Source organism: Pseudoalteromonas sp. AOP31-A2-14, from assembly GCF_052378035.1.
In the GTDB taxonomy this organism is placed as follows: Bacteria; Pseudomonadota; Gammaproteobacteria; order Enterobacterales; family Alteromonadaceae; genus Pseudoalteromonas.
Window position 1 is genome coordinate 2,467,289 of record NZ_JBQSXI010000001.1, and the last position, 19,437, is coordinate 2,486,725.

Annotated in this window: 15 protein-coding genes and 4 tRNA genes; 3 read left to right on the forward strand and 16 right to left on the reverse strand. The window is 41.1% G+C overall.

Annotation, left to right across the window (positions count from 1 at the left end; translation table 11 throughout):
• Nucleotides 1-7: 7 nt before the first annotated feature.
• The 3 genes from ACT3S9_RS11390 to ACT3S9_RS11400 all read right to left on the reverse strand — a co-directional run bounded on the left by ACT3S9_RS11390 (nt 8) and on the right by ACT3S9_RS11400 (nt 2,044).
• Nucleotides 8-1,390 (reverse strand): NlpC/P60 family protein, encoded by a 1,383-nt coding sequence (locus ACT3S9_RS11390; RefSeq protein WP_441834831.1) that lies wholly within the window; start codon nt 1,388-1,390, stop codon nt 8-10.
• 235 nt (nt 1,391-1,625) lie between these two features.
• Entirely contained in the window at nt 1,626-1,763 is a 138-nt protein-coding gene (locus ACT3S9_RS11395) for a hypothetical protein (protein ID WP_441834830.1), read from the reverse strand.
• Nucleotides 1,764-1,912: 149 nt separating this feature from the next.
• The gene (locus ACT3S9_RS11400; RefSeq protein ID WP_444750948.1) at nt 1,913-2,044 is read right to left on the reverse strand and encodes a hypothetical protein; all 132 of its coding nucleotides are present in this window, start codon (nt 2,042-2,044) and stop codon (nt 1,913-1,915) included.
• 493 nt (nt 2,045-2,537) lie between these two features.
• Between ACT3S9_RS11400 and ACT3S9_RS11405 the strand changes: the two genes are divergently transcribed.
• Nucleotides 2,538-4,559, forward strand: coding sequence for a TonB-dependent receptor (locus ACT3S9_RS11405; RefSeq protein ID WP_441834828.1), 2,022 nt, complete (start codon nt 2,538-2,540; stop codon nt 4,557-4,559).
• Nucleotides 4,560-5,036: 477 nt separating this feature from the next.
• Here ACT3S9_RS11405 and ACT3S9_RS11410 read toward each other — a convergent pair.
• From ACT3S9_RS11410 to ACT3S9_RS11425, 4 genes are all read right to left on the reverse strand, one after another.
• Nucleotides 5,037-5,113: transfer RNA gene (locus ACT3S9_RS11410), tRNA-Arg, on the reverse strand.
• 87 nt (nt 5,114-5,200) lie between these two features.
• Nucleotides 5,201-5,277: transfer RNA gene (locus ACT3S9_RS11415), tRNA-Arg, on the reverse strand.
• Nucleotides 5,278-5,320: 43 nt separating this feature from the next.
• Nucleotides 5,321-5,397 (reverse strand) — tRNA-Arg (locus ACT3S9_RS11420).
• Nucleotides 5,398-5,434: 37 nt separating this feature from the next.
• A tRNA-Ser gene (locus ACT3S9_RS11425) sits at nt 5,435-5,527 on the reverse strand.
• 35 nt (nt 5,528-5,562) lie between these two features.
• Between ACT3S9_RS11425 and ACT3S9_RS11430 the strand changes: the two genes are divergently transcribed.
• Entirely contained in the window at nt 5,563-5,874 is a 312-nt protein-coding gene (locus ACT3S9_RS11430) for a hypothetical protein (protein ID WP_441835623.1), read from the forward strand.
• Between the two features lie 57 nt (nt 5,875-5,931).
• Here the strand turns inward: ACT3S9_RS11430 and lysS are convergent, their stop codons facing one another.
• The 5 genes from lysS to xerD all read right to left on the reverse strand — a co-directional run bounded on the left by lysS (nt 5,932) and on the right by xerD (nt 12,276).
• The gene (gene lysS, locus ACT3S9_RS11435; protein WP_441835613.1) at nt 5,932-7,467 is read right to left on the reverse strand and encodes a lysine--tRNA ligase; all 1,536 of its coding nucleotides are present in this window, start codon (nt 7,465-7,467) and stop codon (nt 5,932-5,934) included.
• Nucleotides 7,468-7,492: 25 nt separating this feature from the next.
• A protein-coding gene (gene prfB, locus ACT3S9_RS11440; protein WP_441835614.1) for a peptide chain release factor 2 occupies nt 7,493-8,591 on the reverse strand; the annotation gives its coding sequence in 2 pieces (ribosomal slippage) (nt 7,493-8,515 and nt 8,517-8,591; 1,098 coding nt in all).
• A gap of 174 nt (nt 8,592-8,765) precedes the next feature.
• The gene (recJ, locus tag ACT3S9_RS11445; RefSeq protein WP_441835615.1) at nt 8,766-10,487 is read right to left on the reverse strand and encodes a single-stranded-DNA-specific exonuclease RecJ; all 1,722 of its coding nucleotides are present in this window, start codon (nt 10,485-10,487) and stop codon (nt 8,766-8,768) included.
• A 72-nt stretch (nt 10,488-10,559) separates the two neighbouring features.
• Complete coding sequence (dsbC, locus tag ACT3S9_RS11450; protein WP_441835616.1) at nt 10,560-11,288, reverse strand: bifunctional protein-disulfide isomerase/oxidoreductase DsbC; 729 nt, start codon at nt 11,286-11,288, stop codon at nt 10,560-10,562.
• Between the two features lie 61 nt (nt 11,289-11,349).
• Complete coding sequence (gene xerD / locus ACT3S9_RS11455; protein ID WP_441835617.1) at nt 11,350-12,276, reverse strand: site-specific tyrosine recombinase XerD; 927 nt, start codon at nt 12,274-12,276, stop codon at nt 11,350-11,352.
• A gap of 92 nt (nt 12,277-12,368) precedes the next feature.
• Here xerD and fldB point away from each other — a divergent pair, with 92 nt between their 5' ends.
• Nucleotides 12,369-12,890, forward strand: a complete 522-nt coding sequence (fldB, locus tag ACT3S9_RS11460) for a flavodoxin FldB (RefSeq protein ID WP_441835622.1) — start codon at nt 12,369-12,371, stop codon at nt 12,888-12,890.
• A gap of 42 nt (nt 12,891-12,932) precedes the next feature.
• On the opposite strand, the gene ACT3S9_RS11465 is transcribed toward fldB, so the two are convergent.
• From ACT3S9_RS11465 to ACT3S9_RS11480, 4 genes are all read right to left on the reverse strand, one after another.
• Entirely contained in the window at nt 12,933-13,400 is a 468-nt protein-coding gene (locus ACT3S9_RS11465; protein ID WP_441835618.1) for a DUF2147 domain-containing protein, read from the reverse strand.
• Between the two features lie 82 nt (nt 13,401-13,482).
• Nucleotides 13,483-16,566, reverse strand: coding sequence for an efflux RND transporter permease subunit (locus tag ACT3S9_RS11470; protein WP_441835619.1), 3,084 nt, complete (start codon nt 16,564-16,566; stop codon nt 13,483-13,485).
• On the reverse strand, nt 16,563-17,867 hold the full coding sequence (locus ACT3S9_RS11475) for an efflux RND transporter periplasmic adaptor subunit (RefSeq protein WP_441835620.1): 1,305 nt from the start codon (nt 17,865-17,867) through the stop codon (nt 16,563-16,565). The genes ACT3S9_RS11470 and ACT3S9_RS11475 overlap by 4 nt, the downstream gene beginning before the upstream one ends.
• Nucleotides 17,864-19,267, reverse strand: coding sequence for a TolC family protein (locus tag ACT3S9_RS11480; protein ID WP_441835621.1), 1,404 nt, complete (start codon nt 19,265-19,267; stop codon nt 17,864-17,866). Before ACT3S9_RS11480 ends, ACT3S9_RS11475 begins: the two co-directional genes overlap by 4 nt.
• Between the last annotated feature and the right edge of the window lie 170 nt (nt 19,268-19,437).

A 19,437-nucleotide genomic window follows, 5' to 3' on the forward strand; every position in this document is an offset into this window, starting at 1 on the left:
TCAGGCCTTAGCGAATACGTTTAATGTTGTAAGTACGGTCGAGGTAGCTCGTTTTTTGCGATAGACGCAGTGGCAACAACGGCGTTACAGACACTCCGTTTAGCGAGCTTGAATAAAAGCTACCATCGGCTTTATTGTAGCCAAGTCCTTTTACATCATGGATAACGTAAGGCTGACCGTCTTGCTCACCTAAATACATCATTACGTGGCCGGGGATATAAATTAAGTCACCCACTTGCATGGTATCTATCACTTCACGCTTTTGCTGCTCGGTGCTTTGCTTGTCAAAACGATGGTTTATACCATATTCACCGCCTCCCTGCTGGCCTGAATTACGCGGCATTAATAAACCAAAACTTTTATAAACTTCGCCTACAAAACCAGTACAGTCACGACCGTTGTAATCGTGCCCCCAACCATAACGCTCACCTAAAAACTTAAAGCCTTGCTTAACTAAGTTTTCTTGAGTATAAGGCAGGTATCCTTTACTTACATCGCTGCTGCGACTAATGAGCGCTGGTTTTATCTCAAGCTGCCCTTTAGCGTTACGGGTAGGTAATTGCACCACGTAGTTAGCATAGGTATTTTGACCATTTAATAAGTTTGGCACTTTATCTGCGGGCATTAACGGTAAACGTACTCCCATATCAAGTTGCACTTGCGATACTGTTTTATCATCGGGTACATAAGCAGTATAGACTTTTGCACCAGTGACCAGTAAGAAGTTATCGTCTTCTTTAAAATCTTTGATGGTGGCTTTATCGCTATAAGCAACGTCTTGTTCAGGCACCCAAGCTAAGTAATTATAAGCGCGAACTAATAGCCATTTTTTATCTGCGCTTTGGTGTAACACCGCCATGGTATCGCCTGGGAATAAACCACTTTCTTGAAAGCGATCTAAATCTTCATCAAGACCACTATTGAGCACGCGATCCATTGTTGGAAAAGTACGCAGTTCGGTGCGTTTAACGGCAACAGCAAATTTAACTGGGTTGTTATCAGCGACCTCGTCTACATTAAGGTTTGCAGTATATTTAGCAAAGTCTTTGTCTGTTAATTGTTTGCCGTTAGGGTAAAAACGAGTACTTTTTGGCACTGAACTTATACTAAAAATTTTCTCTTTTAATTTAGCGCCCGATAATGACGTAACATAGTCAAGCGGATCAACAATATGTTTGTTGTCACTAATTAGCTTTTCATTAAAACCACTAATTTGCGCTTGGCTCATAATTGCCTTAGCACTTACTTTTTCGGTTAACCAGTGTTCACTATTAAGTTGAGATTGCTGAACACCAATAACATCAGACTGCCACTGTCCGGCGCTCACATTTGTAGAAGCGCAGACCATACTTGCTAATGAAATAGAGAGGGCAATAAAAGAATATCGCATAAAAGAGTTCCTCGTTAATTTTAATGCTTGTTGTTTGTTGCTTATCAGTTCTTGCTAGTTAAGTCGTACTAACAATTTAATTTAGTAAATGCTTGTTGAAGTTAGCCTGCATTAGCATACCCGCAGCCGACAAGTTTTGCTCAGTGGCTCGGTACTGTATTTGCACCGCCGGTGTAAACTCGTGTCCACCTTGGATATTTGGTAAATAAATAGTGCCCGTATTACCATCTTTGTTTTAGAGCGAGTTTTCACTTGGCCCCCAACCTATTTTTTGCCATACGCGCCGCTTACCGTCAGTCAACGAATCAAGCACTTGCTTTTCAAAGCGCATATCATTTAGCGCAAGGGCCTTTGCTAGTGCATTAGTGTTCATCTGGCTGTCCCTTGCATCATGCCACCCTCTTGATGATTATCCGTATGGTCAGTGCCATTAAACAGTACATCAATATCACTGGCGTGCAAGTATAGATGACCTGTAAGCGACTCACGTTGATGACTCGCTAACTGCTTTAATCTGTCACCTTAGAATAACCCAGTTAAATACTTACGCCCTACTTCATTTAGAAAATAACTGACAATAGCATTAGAGTTACCATCCGCTCGGCCAAATACTTCATAACTATTAATGCTAGAAACCAAGCCAGCAATTAGCATTGTGCCTGTTAACACACTTTACCTATCGGAATATCACAATGTTACCAGTAAGCACCTATACGCTGCTGCCAATTTAAGCCGACTATAATCAACTTCACTCGCTGTTTTATACTTCCCAACAACTTTATTATTAGCTACTTGGTGATCTGCAAGTGATAAATTATTCACATTACTGGATAACACAGGAGCTGCCAACATCACTTGCTTATAAAAGTTTGTGACTTCAACTATTTATCTTCTACTTTTTCAGTATCTACACTTTAACAACTACTTCCTAGTAACACACTGCTTAATACTGCAAGTACGGAGATAAATTTAGTTTATAATGACAACACAATTAAAATTCCTCGCCCTTTTAAATCTTGGAATATTTTATTTAAAATAACACATTCTACATATAGAGCAAATTTTTTGCATCTAAATCACTCAATGACTCGTATTAACAATTATGCTATCTATGTAAAATTAATAATATTAATATAAGGATGTGATAATGCGAAGTTTCTTAATAATATCGGGGTGCTTATTCAGCTCCAGCGCAGCATTGGCCAATATAGAAAAGGTGACCGTATATGGTCATCGAACTGGTTTGATAGGTGATGCCATCAGTGCATCAAGCGGTATTATCGGCCAAGGTGAAATTGAAGAGCGTCCGATGTTACGTAGCTCTGAGATGTTAGAGCTGATACCCGGTATGGCCGTAACTCAACACAGTGGTTCAGGTAAGGCGAACCAATATTTTATTCGCGGTTTTAACCTTGATCACGGCACTGACTTTGCTACCAGTATTGATGGTATGCCAATCAATATGCGCAGCCATGGCCATGGACACGGTCAAGGCTACACAGATTTAAACTTCATCATTCCCGAAGCAATCTCCACAATTAACTACCAAAAAGGCGCGTATGATGCCAACCAAGGGGATTTTTCAACAGCGGGTAGTGCCGAATTCCACTTAATAGACAGCCTTACTCATCAGCAAGTTAATTTAGCTGTTGGTGAAGATGGTTACCGCCGTGCTGTAATGCTCGGCAGTGCAAGCGTTGGTGAAGGTAAGTTGATTGGTGCCGCTGAGTGGCATGGTTACGATGGACCTTGGCAAGATATAAACGAAGATGTAGATAAAAAAAATGCCATGTTACGTTATGTAGGTAGTGCCCTTGGTGGTGACTTATCAATTACAGCTCTTGCTTATGACAATAGCTGGAATTCGGCCGATCAAATTCCACAAAGAGCTGTAGATCAAGATATTATTACTGAACTTGGTTCATTAGATAAAACCGTCGGCGGTAGCTCTAGCCGTTATAGTCTATCTGCAAACTGGCAAGGCCAACACGTAAAAGCCAGTGCCTATGTTATTGATTATGACATGGACTTATACTCTAATTTTTCTTATTTTTTAAATGATCCCGTTAATGGCGACCAATTTAGACAACGCGACAGTCGAACTATTTCAGGCGGTGAACTGAGCTATCAGTTTGCCCAGCAGCAGTGGATTGTGCCAGTGCAAAATACTGCCGGTGTAGAAATTCGCCGAGACGATATTGATCAAGTTGGCTTATATAATACACAAGCGCGCATGCTACTAAGTACGGTAAGAGAAGACGCTATCGTTGAAACCAGTTATTCTGCTTTTTGGCAATCTCAACTCACACTCAGTGAACGCTTAGAGGCAACCGTCGGCGTACGTTACGATTATTTTGATGCCGATGTTAATAGTAATAATACACTTAACTCCGGCAACGCCGATGATGACTTAGTCAGCTTTAAAGGTAGCTTAAATTACACCTTTACAGATAACTTAGCCGCTTACGCTAACTGGGGTCAGTCGTTCCACTCGAATGACGCACGCGGCGCAACCATTACGCAAGATCCTGTCAGTTTAGATGTGGCTGAAAAAGTTGACTTACTAGTACAAAGTAATGGCGCTGAATTAGGCTTACGCTACTTTGACCAAAATAAATTTAATATATCTGCGGCCTTATGGTGGCTCACATTGGACTCGGAGTTACTGTTTGTAGGTGATGCTGGTAACACCGAAGCGAGTGACGCATCAGAACGTTACGGTCTTGAGCTAAGCGCTTACTATTGGCTAAGTGACACGCTAAGCCTAGATGCTGAGGCCTCATTTACCCATTCACGATTAGATATCACAGATGAAAACGACCGTATAGAAGGTGCCGTGCCCGTAGTTGCAAGTACCGGCGTAAATTGGCATATCACCGAGCAATGGCAAAGTTCATTACGCGTACGCCACATAGGTAAACGCACACTGACTGATGATGGCGAGCAACGCTCAGAGCCCTTAACGGTAGTAAATGGCTTAGTTAGCTATCAACAAACACACTGGAAGGTCGGTTTAGAGTTGTTAAACATGTTTGATAGTAACGATCACGATATTGACTACTATTATGCATCTCGTTTAACGGGTGAGCCAAGCGAAGGCGTTGAAGATAATCATTTTCACCCTATCGAGCCACGTACTATTAGACTCAACTTAAGCTTACTTTTCTAACTATGATTTTATAAAGACTTGAATCAAAATAATCCTGAGCCGTATGTTTATACCCCTCGTATAAATATACGGCTCAGGAGTTTAGTCATCGACTATCTCAAACTTATATTTCTGTTTTGGTTGCTCTCACCTTTTCGATTTAACGAATAAAGCTACCTGGTAATTCACGCCATAGCACAAACAGTTTATTTTTTATTAGTGGTTTACTATTTGGTTTAAGCGTAGGATTTTAATCAATAGGTTATCGTTTCAACGCTGACGTGTCTCGCTGGGTGTAATTTACTCAGCAAAGTGCTACTTACCATACTGCCATTCGAGACATTTAGCGCAATCTTGACCGAGGAAATCCGCTTTGGTTATATTACCTTAGTGGCAAGTAATGGATTTTCGTGGCTACAGCCAGCTCTTAAAAAATAGACGTTAATAAATTTTAGGCATAAAAAAACCGACTTAATGTCGGTTACTTTAAATAGAAAGTGGTGGGCGCAGGAGGATTCGAACCTCCGACCGCCTGGTTCGTAGCCAGGTACTCTATCCAGCTGAGCTATGCGCCCACATTCTATTTAATTTTAATGTCTTAACAGACATTCTACTATAAATAACTCGCTTTACTTATTTATACTCTAAGAAGGAGTCAAAAGTGGTGGGCGCAGGAGGATTCGAACCTCCGACCGCCTGGTTCGTAGCCAGGTACTCTATCCAGCTGAGCTATGCGCCCACTTTTTATTTCTTATTTATACTCTAAACGAGTTTGTAAAGGATGGTGGGCGCAGGAGGATTCGAACCTCCGACCGCCTGGTTCGTAGCCAGGTACTCTATCCAGCTGAGCTATGCGCCCATTCTTTACTTTACAAGACAACCATTTATAAAATAAATGGCGGAGAAGGAGGGATTCGAACCCTCGATAGAGCTACAAACCCTATACTCCCTTAGCAGGGGAGCGCCTTCGGCCACTCGGCCACCTCTCCGTCTTGTGGGGCGTATAATAAAGATTTCAGAAAATATGTCAAACACTTTTGTTGTTAAAAGTGTTTGTCTGGTTACAGAATACACATTACAGCTAAAAAAACATCATTCATGTACAGCAATCACACAAATTCCTGCTTTTTTAGTGATTGTTCCATACCGAGTATCGACACTAAATGCTCATCACACTGAGCTAATTATTGATCTTGATAACCCAGTTGTTGAAACTCAACTATACAAGCTCGGTAATAAGCTTGACGCTCTTGCTCAGTTATACCTTCATTTGATAAAAACTCTAAAGACTGAGATAGCAGTATCAAATAACAGCCCCCGTATTGAGTTAAGATAATTTAGATATAAAAACGCCGCTATAAAGCGGCGTTTAATTATTGTATAAAAAGTAGTATTAGTCAGCTTGTGGACGCATATGCGGGAACAAGATCACATCTTTAATTGTTGGTGAATCAGTAAATAGCATTACTAGGCGGTCAATACCAATACCTTCACCCGCAGTAGGAGGTAAGCCGTACTCAAGTGCGCGTATATAGTCTTCGTCGTAATGCATTGCCTCAATATCACCTGCGTCTTTCTCTTCTACTTGGCGAGTAAAGCGCTCAGCTTGATCTTGTGCATCGTTAAGCTCAGAGAAGCCATTAGCAAGTTCACGACCACCAACAAAAAACTCAAAACGGTCAGTAATAAATGGGTTGTCATCGTTACGACGTGCAAGTGGCGACACTTCCCACGGGTAGCCTGTTATAAATGTAGGTTGGATAAGCATGTGCTCAGCCGTCTCTTCAAATATTTCACATAAGAACTTACCTGGGCCCCATACACAATTTTCAGGAATCTTAACGTGCACTTGTTTAGCATACGCTTTTAATTCGTCAAAGTGATTTTCTGGGTCGTTGAATACGGCCGCGTCAAATTCAGGGTTATATTTTAAGATAGCGTCAGCCATACTTAAACGTGTAAACGGTTGGCCAAAGTCGTACTCTACTGAATCAATTACTTCGCCATTTTCGTCTTTTGTTGTATTAACAACAATTGGGCTGCCCAATACGTTAGTTGCAACAGTACGTAGCATGTCTTCGGTGATATTCATCAGGTCAATGTAATCAGCGTATGCTTGGTAGAACTCAATCATAGTGAATTCTGGGTTGTGACGCGTTGATAACCCTTCATTGCGGAAGTTACGGTTAATTTCAAATACGCGGTCAAAGCCACCTACCACTAAACGCTTTAAGTAAAGCTCAGGCGCTATACGTAGGTACATGTCAATATCAAGTGCGTTATGGTGAGTCACAAACGGGCGCGCCGTTGCGCCACCTGGGATCACTTGTAGCATTGGCGTTTCTACTTCCATAAAGTCACGCTCAGATAAAAAGCGACGAATGCCTTCAACCACTTGTGAACGAATACGGAATGTTTCGCGCGTTGCTTCGTTAGTTATCAAATCAACGTAGCGTTGGCGGTACTTAGTTTCTTGATCAGATAAGCCATGAAACTTCTCTGGTAATGGCCGTAGTGACTTAGTAAGTAGTTCATACTCAGTCATCTCTACGTATAAATCACCTTTACCTGATTTATTAAGTGCGCCTTTTACACCAATAATATCGCCAATATCTAGTTGACCATATTTTGCTTTCAAGTCTTTTTGCACATCTTTAGATGCATAAGCTTGTACGCGACCTTTCATGTCTTGAATTGCCATAAAAGGACCACGCTTAGCAAGAATACGTCCAGCAATTGATACAACATGCTGAAGTTCCACTAGTTCTTCTTTGCTCTTATCACCAAACTCAGCTTGCAAGTCAGTCGTAAAATGTTCACGACGGAATTGGTTTGGATGACCGTTGGCTGGGCAATTTTCGCGGATTGCGTCTAATTTGCCACGACGCTCAGCGATTAACTTGTTTTCGTCTTGGATTTGATCAGTCATTTTTAGCTCTTTTTTAGCTTGGTGGTTAGAGACCAGATTTTAAGCTGGCTTCAATAAATTTATCTAAGTTACCGTCAAGTACCGATTGGGTATTGCGGTTTTCAACGCCGGTGCGTAAGTCTTTAACGCGTGCATCATCAAGTACGTAAGAACGAATTTGACTCCCCCAACCGATGTCAGACTTGGCATCTTCTTGGGTTTGCTTCTCAGCATTTTGCTGCTGTACCTCAAGCTCAAATAATTTTGCTTTTAGCTGCTTCATCGCTTGGGCTTTATTTTTATGCTGTGAACGCTCGTTCTGACACTGCACCACAGTATTGGTGGGCACATGAGTAATACGAACCGCTGACTCGGTGGTATTTACGTGCTGGCCACCCGCGCCTGATGCACGGTATACGTCGATGCGTAAATCTGACGGGTTTATGTCAATTTCAATATTATCATCAACTTCAGGATAAACGAATGCAGAAGCAAAAGAAGTATGGCGACGACCACTTGAGTCAAACGGGCTTTTTCGTACTAAACGATGCACACCCGTTTCGGTACGCAACCAGCCGTAAGCGTATTCACCAATAAAGCGCACTGTTGCCCCTTTAATACCTGCAACATCACCATCGGTTGCTTCTACCAGCTCAACTTTAAGGCCTTTTGCTTCACCCCAGCGTAAATACATACGTAGCAGCATGTTACACCAGTCTTGTGCTTCTGTACCGCCGGAACCTGATTGTAAATCAAGATAAGCATCGTTTGAGTCATGAGGTCCTGAGAACATTCGGCGAAACTCTAAGCCTTCAAGTTGTTCGTTTAAATCACTTAGCTCACTTTGAGTCTCATTAAAGGTATCGATATCTTCTGCTTCTATAGCAAGCTCAAGTAAACCTTCAACGTCATCAGTACCTGCAACAAGATTATCGATTGTTTCTACAACTGCCTCTAATGCGGATTTTTCACGGCCAAGAGCTTGTGCGCGTTCTGGCTCACTCCATACGGCTGAATCTTCTAGTTCGGCGTTAACTTCTTCTAAGCGCTCTTGTTTATGAGCGTAGTCAAAGGTACCCCCGAAGTAGCTCAGTACGTTCGCGAATTTCCTTGATTTGATTAATCACAGGATTCACTTCAAACATCTACGTTACTCCAAAATAGCCTATTTATTCGTTTATTTATTCGGTAAGTACCCAATAAATTTCTTTAATAATAACTTTATTATCTTTAAATATTACCTTTAGATAATAAAATGCCCGATTTTAACAAAAAACCGCGCGCTTTATTAGTATTTTATACACTCAACAGTGATATTTTTAAGAGCTCTTTTGCAGTTCACGTACAATTAGCTGCAACGTAAACTTCCCTCTAAATTCATTTATATCGAGCTGATAAGCCACATGCGCAAAGCGCACTTCGATATCTGGCCACGCTTTTATATCAACGCCAAATGCAATGGCATCAACTAGACGTCCAGACTGATGCTTAAGAATCAGTTTTAAATGCTTTTCACCTACAATACGCTGCTGAATAACTTCAAAAGTATGTTCAAACACCGGCTCTGGAAATTGCTGTCCCCACGGGCCAGCTTGTTTGAGTAAATTAGCAAACTCCATGCTAAAGCAATCATTGGGAAGTTCACCATCGCTGAGCAAAATACATAGCTTATGTTCTTCACTCAATTGCTCGCTTACAGCGCGTTCAAATTCACGCTTAAACTCACTAAAGTGTTGCTCATTAATGCTCAACCCTGCGGCCATAGCGTGGCCACCAAATTTACTAATTAAATGCGGATGTACCGTATTTAATCGCTCAAGTAAGTCGCGCATGTGTAACCCTTCAATTGAACGACATGAGCCTTTAACTTCACCGTTATCACCACCTGCAAAAATAACCGTGGGCCGATGGTATTTTTCTTTTAAACGTCCAGCTAAAATACCAATAACACCTTGATGCCAATCATCTTGATATAAGCAAACTGCATCGGGCAAAGAGTCAGCTGAAAATGCTAAACGGTCAAGTACCGCTTGCGCCTCTGTTTGCATACCCTGCTCTATTGCACGGCGCTCAACATTTAGGCTATCAAGCTCTCCTGCAATGCGCCTTGCTTGGTTTATATCTGTTGCCAGTAAACAGGCTATACCTAAACTCATGTCGTCTAGCCGCCCCGCTGCATTTAACCGTGGCGCTAATGAAAAGCCAAAATCACTGGCACTTAATCGCGATGCATTACGGTTAGCTACCTCAATTAACGCTGTTATGCCAGGGCGGGTTTTACCACTTCGAATTCGAGCTAAGCCTTGGTGTACTAATGTACGATTATTAGCATCCAGCGCCACTACATCAGCCACAGTACCAAGAGCAACTATATCAAGCAGTTCAGCTAAATTCGGGGCTGGTTTTTCACTAAAGTAACCTAAATCACGCAGTGCACTTCGAAGAGCGATTAATAAATAAAATGCGACCCCGACCCCCGCAATTGATTTTGATGGAAACGCGCAGTCATACCGGTTTGGATTTACTATGGCATCTGCGTTTGGCAGTTGCTCGCCTTGTAAGTGATGATCGGTAACCAACACTTTAATACCCGCGGATTTTACAATATCAATACCCGCAACGCACGAAATGCCGTTATCAACGGTGATCACTAAATCAGGCGCTATAGTAACAATTTGCTTAGCTAATGCAGGGCTTAAACCATACCCTAAACTAAACCTGTCCGGGATCAGATAATCTATATGAGTAAAGCCAAACATACTCAGACCTTGCATCAATGTTGCGGTGCTGGTTGCACCATCTGCATCAAAGTCTCCAACAATCAATATATTACTTTGTGATTGTAATGCTGCTAATAATAACGTTGTTGCTTTATCCATATCTTTAAAAAGCTTAAAGTCATGTAAGGTGGCGGCGCTATTATCCAGCTCATCAGCATGGTTTACTTGGCGAGTAGCATAAATCTGTTTTATAACCGGATGTAAATACTCAGGTAAGTGAGAATCATCAACGTATGGACGAGCTTGAATCAATTTTTCCATGCTGGGGTAATGTACTTTTAAGTTATTAAAAACAAAAAAAGGCCTTGCGGCCTTTTTATACGCTTTATAAAGTTATGAAGGTTTATTAGCTTCAAGCGCAGCAACTAATGCTGCAGCCGGTTGGTATCCTGGGATCATAGTGCCATCTTCTAAAATAATCGCGGGAGTGCCACTAATTCCAAAACTCTGCCCTAGCTGATAATGTTCAGCCACCGGCGCATGACAACCTGCAATGACTTTAGTATCAGCACCTGACTTGGCTTCAGTAAGCGCTTCTTGCTGATCTTTAGCACACCACACATTCATTAAATCAGCATAACCCGAACCTTGTAATCCACCTCGAGGAAAAGCCAAATACTTAACGGTAACGCCCGCATCAAGTAAATCGTCTAATTCACGGTGTAATTTTCGGCAGTAACCGCAACTAATATCTGTAAATACGGTGATACTGTGTTTTTCGTTTTTAGCTTTATACACAATCATTGAATCTTCGTAATCAGCTAGGCCTTCTTGACGCACACCATTTAATGCTTGTTCAGTAAGGTTGTTACGATTATTCAAATCAATCAATGTGCCTTGCATTAAGTATTGGCCATCTGGGCTTGCATAAAGCACGCCTTTATCGGTGATCAATTCTTTCAACCCCGCCACTGGACTTGGATTAACTTGCTTTACAGTTACACCCAACTCTGCAAATTTGGTACTAATTGCCTCACTTATATCAGAAGCTGCATTAATACCATTGGCAAACACACTTAAACTGGTACCTAACATAGCACCGGCTAACACTAACTTTTTCATAAATTTCTCTTATATCCTGCTATTTTTTAACTACTGAGACCGCTCAAGTCAGAAAAATTCTTTAAGCGCGCGGATGATGTTGCTGATGTACTGATTTTAATCGTTCATTAGCCACATGGGTATAAATTTGTGTGGTCGATAAGTCGCTATGCCCTAACATCATCTGTACGACTCGAAGGTCAGCACCATGATTAAGTAAATGTGTTGCAAACGCATGACGCAATGTATGCGGCGATAAAGGCGATTCCACTTGTGCCAAAATAGCATAGTGTTTAATACGATGCCAAAAGGTTTGTCGGGTCATACCGACGCCCCGCTTAGAGGGAAACACAAAATCTGTTGCATGCTTTATCATTTCTGCGCGGCCGGTTTTTAAAAACAGTTCAAGCCAATGCATAGACTCTTCGCCAAGGGGGACCAAACGCTCTTTATTACCTTTACCTTTAACAAATACCACACCTTGGCGCAGGTTTATTTGTTCCATCCTAAGCCCTACAAGCTCACTGACACGCAAACCTGTGGCATAAAGAAGCTCTAACATCGCTTTGTCGCGCAGTCCCATAGGCTCTTGTGTATTGGGAGCATTTAATAATGCCTCGACCTCACTCTCTGAGAGTGTTTTAGGTAAAGACTGTCCTGCTTTTGGCTGAGCAATATTAATCATCGGCGAGTCTATTAGTTGCTTCTGACGAATAAAATACTGATAAAAGCGCTTTAAAGCGCTCATACTTCGTGCAGTACTGCGCGGCTTTAGGCCTAGATCAACCCGGTAAGCTAGGTAGCTTTGTATATCTTGCGCTTTGGCACTGAGTAAATCTTTTTTAATAAACTGACTGAATTTATCTAAATCACTACGGTATGCTGATAGTGTGTTATCACTAACATGTTGCTCTAAATACAGGTTATCTAAAAAACTTTCTAAATATTGTTCATTGCTCACATGTATAATCTGCGCAGGTTCATCTAGGTCTTGGGGTAACGTTGCCACTGGCACTCTCATCTTTTTCAAGGTATCAATTAATAATACCTTACGGTAAACTTAAGCCTATCATATCAGGCAAATACACAGTGATAAATACGATGCAGATTGGTTTATTTTATGGTTCTACCACTTGTTATACAGAAATAGCGGCAGAAAAAATCCGCGATATTATTGGCTCTGATGTTGTGAGCCTTCATAATATCAAAGATGAGCCATTAAAAAATGCAGAGCAGTTCGATTTTATTATCTTTGGCATCTCTACTTGGGACTTTGGTGAACTCCAAGAAGATTGGGAATCTATTTGGGATGATATTAAAGACGTAAACTTAAATGGCAAAACAATTGCGCTTTTTGGCATGGGCGACCAACAAGGATACGGTCAATGGTTTCAAGATGCTTTAGGCATTTTGCATGATGAAATAAAAGATCAGCAATTTACTTTATTAGGTTTATGGCCTAATGATTCAAGTTATGAGTTTGAAGCCTCAAAAGCATTAACTGCCGACTCCCAACATTTCGTTGGCCTAGCACTTGATGAAGATAGTCAATATGAGTTGAGTGATGAGCGTATTGCAACATGGGTTGAACAAGTCATGACTGAATACAGTGATAGCTTGTAATTAAGCCATTAGGCGCTTTTAATAGCGCCTAATGCTAGTTAGCTATTCAATGCGTTGCCAATATTGGTTGCGATAAAAAAACACAATATATCCACGTACTTCTAAGGTACTTCCCTCGTTTTGTGGTGTTAAGCGCACGGTGTAAGTTTTGCCGTTGTTAGGATCTAGAATTTCCCCATCTTGCCAATGACCATCGCCATTATCAACAACACCATTAATAATGGTCATACCTAAAATGGCTTTATCTTTTTTTGCACCTTCACACTCACTGCATACAGCACTTTGTTTATCAGGGTTAAGAATCTTTTCAATGGTTCCAAACAATTTTCCGTCTTGCTCTATTATTCGAACATATGACTTAGCTTCGCTAGTTTCTTCATCAATCGTTTTCCAAAGCCCAACTGGGCTCATGTTAGCAAACACTGATGAGCTACTAAGTAACAGCCAAGCAAATGCTACTTTTAATATATAAAGCGATTTTTGATTGGTGTGTGTTGTCGTTGTTTTCATAAATATTTAGCACCTAAAATTAAATGGCAATAAACCCAAGTAAGATAAATTTCACTTGGGTTTATTGCCATTTAAGAAAAGTTTATTTGCCCTGCCCATATATCTTTTCTACTAGTAGATAATTAACCGGGATTAATAATAAAGTAATAAATGTAGCGAAAATAATACCAAAGCCTAAGCTTACAGCCATAGGAATTAAGAACTGAGCTTGTGTGGCTTTTTCAAATAGTAACGGCATCAAGCCAATAAACGTGGTGATACTGGTTAACATAACAGGGCGGAAACGAGATGCGCCCGCAGCTTTTACCGCTTCAAGTAAATCTGCACCTTCACTGCGCTTTTTATTTATAAAATCAACCAGTACAAGTGAGTCATTAACCACCACACCTATTAATGCTAGCATCCCGAGTAAGCTCATTATAGTTAACTCCATCCCCATCACCCAATGCCCCATTACCGCACCAATCATGCCAAATGGGATAACACTCATAACAATAATTGGTTGTAAGTATGACTTAAGTGGAATGGCTAAAAGAGCATAAATAATAAAAAATACAAATAACAACGCCCACGCTAATGAACCAAACGACTCTCTTTGCTCTCGAGCTTCACCTTCTAATGAATAAGTGACCCCAGGATACTGCTGAACTAACTCATCTAAATAAGCACCTAAGTCCGCTTGGAGTATTGTCATGTTGGTGTTTGCTTTTTCGATATCTGCCGTGACATTTAAAGTACGAAACCTATCAATACGCTTAATAGTAGACGGACTCTGTCCGGGAACTAGCGTGGCAATGTGCGATAATGGCACAACCCCGCCATCTGGCGTATTAATTAAAATATCTTTAAGATCAGCCACCGAACGACGCTCTTCAATAGGTAAGCGCACCATTACTCGTACATCATCTCGTCCACGTTGAATACGCTGCGCCTGTGAACCATAAAAAGAGCTACGAACTTGCTGAGTAACATCAACTCGGTTCAAGCCAAGTGCTAAACCTTGCTCAGTCAGCTCTATTTGCAACTCTTCTTTACCATCAGACATACTATCAGCGATATCAAATACAGTAGGATAAGTCGTTAAACGGGCCTTAACATGCTCTGCGACCTCTTGTAATGTCGAAATAGAACTGGCCGACAATCGTACATCTATTGGGTCTGAACTGCGGCCAATTTCAGCTCTAAAAGTTAAGCTTTCAGCACCAGGAATGACCCCAATCAAATCACGTAACTCGCTAGAAAGCTCTCGCGAGCCAATATCTGTATCGCGCTCTTCAGCAGGGGTAATTTCAACCCGGATACTCCCCGAGTTTGATACTCCACCACGGCCACCGGTACTGGCTAAAATATTTTCTATTATGCTTTCACCTGTATCGGGATCACGGTACTTTTCCTCTAAAACACGGGCTTTTTCGGCCATATCAATTACATACTTATTGGTTACCTCAAAAGGCGTTCCCGTTGGTAAGGTTAAACTCACCCGTATTGTTTCACTTGGGATACGCGGGAAGAAAATAAACTTAGTCCAGCCACTAGTGATCATCGTTAAAATAATTAAAAATATGCCAATAAATAAACTTACTGTGGCCATTTTATGGCGTAAAGCTAAACTGAGTAATGGTTGATAATATTTTAAAATGGCGTGCTCAAAACCATCCGCAAAACGTTGTTGGAATTTTTCAAGCTTTGACGGCTCAGCTTTTTGATTACGTAGTTTTATATACTTTAAGTGCGCCGGTAATACAAATTTTGATTCAATCAACGAAAATAACAGTACCGGAATAACGACCACCGGAATTTGTGCAAATAATGCCCCCCGGTTACCTTCTATAAAGGCTAAAGGTAAAAATGCTGCAACCGTGGTTAAAACACCAAATGTAACGGGAGTCGCAACTTCTTGTGTCCCACGAATTGCGGCTTGTTCACCCGACTCTGCGGTCTTTAAATGCGTGTAAACATTTTCCCCGGTGACAATGGCGTCATCTACCACAATCCCCAGTACCAAAATAAAGCCAAACAAGCTCATAATATTTAACGTAACACCAAATAATGGCATCGCTAAAAACGCACCCATAAATGAAACAGGAATACCTATAAATACCCAAAACGCGATGGCTGGTCTTAAAAACAGGGTTAATAAAGCAAGAACTAAAATTCCCCCCTGCATGGCATTGGTGGTCAGTGTTGCGATTCTGCTTTTTACTACTTCAGAATTGTCATCCCAATAACTAAGCTCAAATCCTTGAGGTAAACTTGCTTGTTGCTCATGAATATACTCTTTAACTTTATCGGCTACCGTAATCGCACTTTGCGGACCAATACGATAAACATCTAAAAAAGCCGCTTGCTTACCATTAAATCGAGTACGTACTGGTGTTTCTTCAAAATCATCGCTAATATTAGCAATATCGCCAAGGCGAATTATGGTCCCGTCACTTTGGCGCTTAACAACTATTTGAGCAAACTCATCTTTACGGTACGCTTGCCCTTTAGAGCGAATAAGGACATCGCCTCCATCCGTTTTTAAGTTACCTGCCGAAATATCAGAGCTTGATTTTCCAATAGCACTAGAGATATCACTTAATGATAAGCTATATTGACGCAACACATCCTGACTCACTTCAATGGCTATTTCGTAATCACGTACACCACTGAGTTCAATTTGGGTAACATCATCTAAGCGTAATAAATCATCACGAACATGCTCGGCATATTCTAGGGTTTCTTTTTCACCATAATCACTGGCAACAGTAACGGCGATTACTTCACGGGTACGTTCGGCTAAAGCAACTACAGGGTTTTCAGCATCAGCCGGAAAGGTATTAATAGCATCGACTCGGCTTTTTATATCAGCCAGCAGCTCTCTAGGGTCGTAGCCACTTTCCACTTCAATTATCACCGAGGCTGCACCTTCAGAAGAACTACTTGAAATCTCTTTTATGCCCTCAAGATCTTGTACCGCCTCTTCAATTCGAATGCTCACACCTTGCTCTACATCTTCAGGTGTTGAACCAGGTAAAGAAACACTCACACTAATTCGGTCTACCTCAAATGAAGGAAAAACTTCAAGTGGTATCTGTGTACTCAAGCTAAACAACCCTGAAAGCACAATGCTGATCAGCAATAAATTTGCTGCAACATGGTTTTTTGTAAACCAAGCAATCATTGCTTATCTCCCTTTGGTTTTTTATTCTCACGGTGCTTTTTCATCAGCTCTTCTACAGTAATACCCTGCTCTTTTGCCATTGCTTCAAGTTGTTCTCGTGAAGGCTTTTTACGTGGAGGTCTATCAGCTTCAGAGTCTGACTCACCTAATACTTTAACTTTTGTTCCAGAGCTTACTTGTCCAAGTGGTGTTAGAACTAGCTTATCATTGGCTGCTAAACCTTCGGCAACAATCCCTTGTGCTGCATTTTGCCATGCCAGTTTTACATTCTTACGTTTAAGGATCCCTTGTTCCACAATATATACATAGGTACCTTGGTAAATAGCACTGTTAGGGATTATTAAAGCGTTTTCTACACGCTTTGCTGTAATTTTAGCTTTAATATATTGACCAATTTTAATTGGGTACTGATTTGTATCTGTCGCTTTGTATGGGTCGTTAATTTGTGCAACAACATAAAGCTGCTGAGCACCTTCATCAATAGCGCCTTCTGTTCTTATTATTTTACCTAACCATTTTTGCTCACCGACTAAGTCAGAGCTAAACTCTACTAACGAGCCATTGTTATCAGCTGTTGCATCACGATATTGCTCAGGTAAATTCATAAAAGGTAAATCTTTATTTTTAATTGGTAGGCGTATCTCAACACTATCAACGGCATAGATAATCGCTAATTCGGTATTGTCAGTAACAACTTGCCCTAAATCCACACTGCGGCTTAAAACACGGCCCGCGTATGGGGCAACAATTTTTGTTCGCTCTAAGTCTAACTCTGCTTTTTCTAATAGTGCTTGAGCTGATAATACCTCAGCTTGCGCTGCAGCTAACTGTGGTTCACGCAAAACTAAATTACTGGCTTGCTCACCATTACCCAAGCGTTCCCAGTCAACGATTGCTTGACGACCACGGGCCTGTTCTTCTTGCAAACCTTGCTTAGCAGTTAATAGCGCGGCTTGAGCTGCTTTTACTTCTGCACGATGGTCTCTATCGTCAAGCTGTAACAACACATCGCCTTTTTTAAAAAAACCACCCTCACGAAATTGTTCACTTACCTCAATAATTTGTCCTGACGCTTGGGATGCCAACGCACTTTGCGTTCGTGGCTTAACAGTACCAAAGCTATCTATCATGACTTGATAAAGAACCGGCTCTAATTTTTTAACAGCAACACTAATTTGTGCTTTTGGGGCACCACCAAAACGGCTCGTCTCTGGTGGATTTTGTTTAATAAAAAATATAATCAATGCTGTGGCAATTATGATTACACACGGAATAAGTATCTTTTTAGTTTTATTATTCATAGTGTTGACTCTGCATCTTGTGGCTGTGAAAAATCGCCACCAAGGGCAATGTGTAAATTAATACGGTTTATTATTAATTGGTTTTTTATTTCAATAACTGAACTTTGCGCATCGAAGGAACGATCTTGTGCATCCAGTACCGTGGTATAGGTGACTAAACCACTTTGATATTGCTCAAACGACAATTGCTCCGCGGCTAAGGCGTTGGCTTGTGCTTCAAGTGTAGCTTGATAACGTTCTTTTAAGGACTCTTCTCGTGTTATTGCAGTTTCAACATCATTAAAGGCATCATAAAGACTTTCTAAATAAGCTTGTTCCTGGCTTTTAACCAGTAAGCGTGCCGATTCTTCATTTGCAGCTAAGCGACCACCATCTATCAATGGCATTGATATCCTACCAATCAATGACCAAGCAAGACTTGAAGGTGAAAATAAGTCGCTCACTCTATCTGTATTATCGCCTAACTCTGCGCTGAGATTTAAACTGGGAAATCGTTGCTTGTGGGCATACGCAAGCCCTGCATCTGTACTTAATAGCTGATACCAACTTGCTTTTAAGCTTGGTTTGCGGGTCACTAGTTCAGAAGGAAGGCCTAAAGGGATCGATTTGTCTAACAAAGGTAAATCGGCGTTTACTATTAATGCACCTTCAGGGTAGCCCCCTGCAAGTCGTTCTAAGGTTCGCGTTGCTTGGGTAAGTACCGCCTTTTGAGCCGCAATACTTGAGCGCTGAGTATTAAGTTCGTTACGCGTAAGATAAACGTCTAACGCTTCGTTTAAGCCCTGACGATAACCGGCTTCTATTATTGCTAGGTTTTGCTCAGCAATTTCGGCGCGCTGTTGATACAATTTAAGTAATTTATTTGCGGTAATGACATCAAACCAAGCACTAACCACGTCAGCAACAAGTTGTTGTTTAGCCTGCTCGAAACTTGCTTGCTCAGCCAAATACACTAAATTAGCTTGTCGCTCAGCATCGGATAACTTGCCCCATAAATCAATTTCATAGCCCAACTCTATACCAACAGAGCTTGCATTACCGTAACTTACAGGACGGTTATCTTTACTTCGGCTTGTATCAGCGGATAAATCCAGACTAGGCCAAAGTGCAGCACCAGTAGCAACTAATTCTTGGCGTTTTATTTCAACACTATAGCTTTGTTGTAACAGCTGTTGATTATTTTTTAACGCCTTATCAACTAATGCAGTAACTTGTGGATTATTAATCTGCTGGAGCCAGTTATCTTCAACTTTACCTACTTGAGTCTGAGCAATTTGTTGCCAGTTAGCAGGTGTATTTTCAAGATTTTGGTCACGTTGCTGAGAGTTGATCCCACTACTACACGCACTCAGTAAAAGTGTACTTGAAATAAAGAAGCACAGCTTACTATAGGAAACCATATAAGAACCTGAAAGACATAAATTTATGATTGTAATTCAAGCAGTAAAAATAACTTAACTCAACTGAATTTACATAACATTACATTGCCAATGAAAAATATTTTCTCTCGACTTTAGTCGGTCTTAGAGTGGGGAGATTATTGAATTACACAATAAAAAAAGCCTCGCAA

Coding starts and splice junctions, on each gene's coding strand:
- recJ (WP_441835615.1), bottom strand. CDS start 10,487: ATGGAAAAATTGATTCAAGCTCGTCCATACGTTGATGATTCTCACTTA.
- ACT3S9_RS11395 (WP_441834830.1), bottom strand. CDS start 1,763: ATGAACACTAATGCACTAGCAAAGGCCCTTGCGCTAAATGATATGCGC.
- ACT3S9_RS11480 (WP_441835621.1), bottom strand. CDS start 19,267: ATGGTTTCCTATAGTAAGCTGTGCTTCTTTATTTCAAGTACACTTTTA.
- ACT3S9_RS11390 (WP_441834831.1), bottom strand. CDS start 1,390: ATGCGATATTCTTTTATTGCCCTCTCTATTTCATTAGCAAGTATGGTC.
- ACT3S9_RS11470 (WP_441835619.1), bottom strand. CDS start 16,566: ATGATTGCTTGGTTTACAAAAAACCATGTTGCAGCAAATTTATTGCTG.
- dsbC (WP_441835616.1), bottom strand. CDS start 11,288: ATGAAAAAGTTAGTGTTAGCCGGTGCTATGTTAGGTACCAGTTTAAGT.
- ACT3S9_RS11405 (WP_441834828.1), top strand. CDS start 2,538: ATGCGAAGTTTCTTAATAATATCGGGGTGCTTATTCAGCTCCAGCGCA.
- ACT3S9_RS11430 (WP_441835623.1), top strand. CDS start 5,563: ATGTCAAACACTTTTGTTGTTAAAAGTGTTTGTCTGGTTACAGAATAC.
- ACT3S9_RS11465 (WP_441835618.1), bottom strand. CDS start 13,400: ATGAAAACAACGACAACACACACCAATCAAAAATCGCTTTATATATTA.
- ACT3S9_RS11475 (WP_441835620.1), bottom strand. CDS start 17,867: ATGAATAATAAAACTAAAAAGATACTTATTCCGTGTGTAATCATAATT.
- ACT3S9_RS11400 (WP_444750948.1), bottom strand. CDS start 2,044: ATGCTAATTGCTGGCTTGGTTTCTAGCATTAATAGTTATGAAGTATTT.
- fldB (WP_441835622.1), top strand. CDS start 12,369: ATGCAGATTGGTTTATTTTATGGTTCTACCACTTGTTATACAGAAATA.
- lysS (WP_441835613.1), bottom strand. CDS start 7,467: ATGACTGATCAAATCCAAGACGAAAACAAGTTAATCGCTGAGCGTCGT.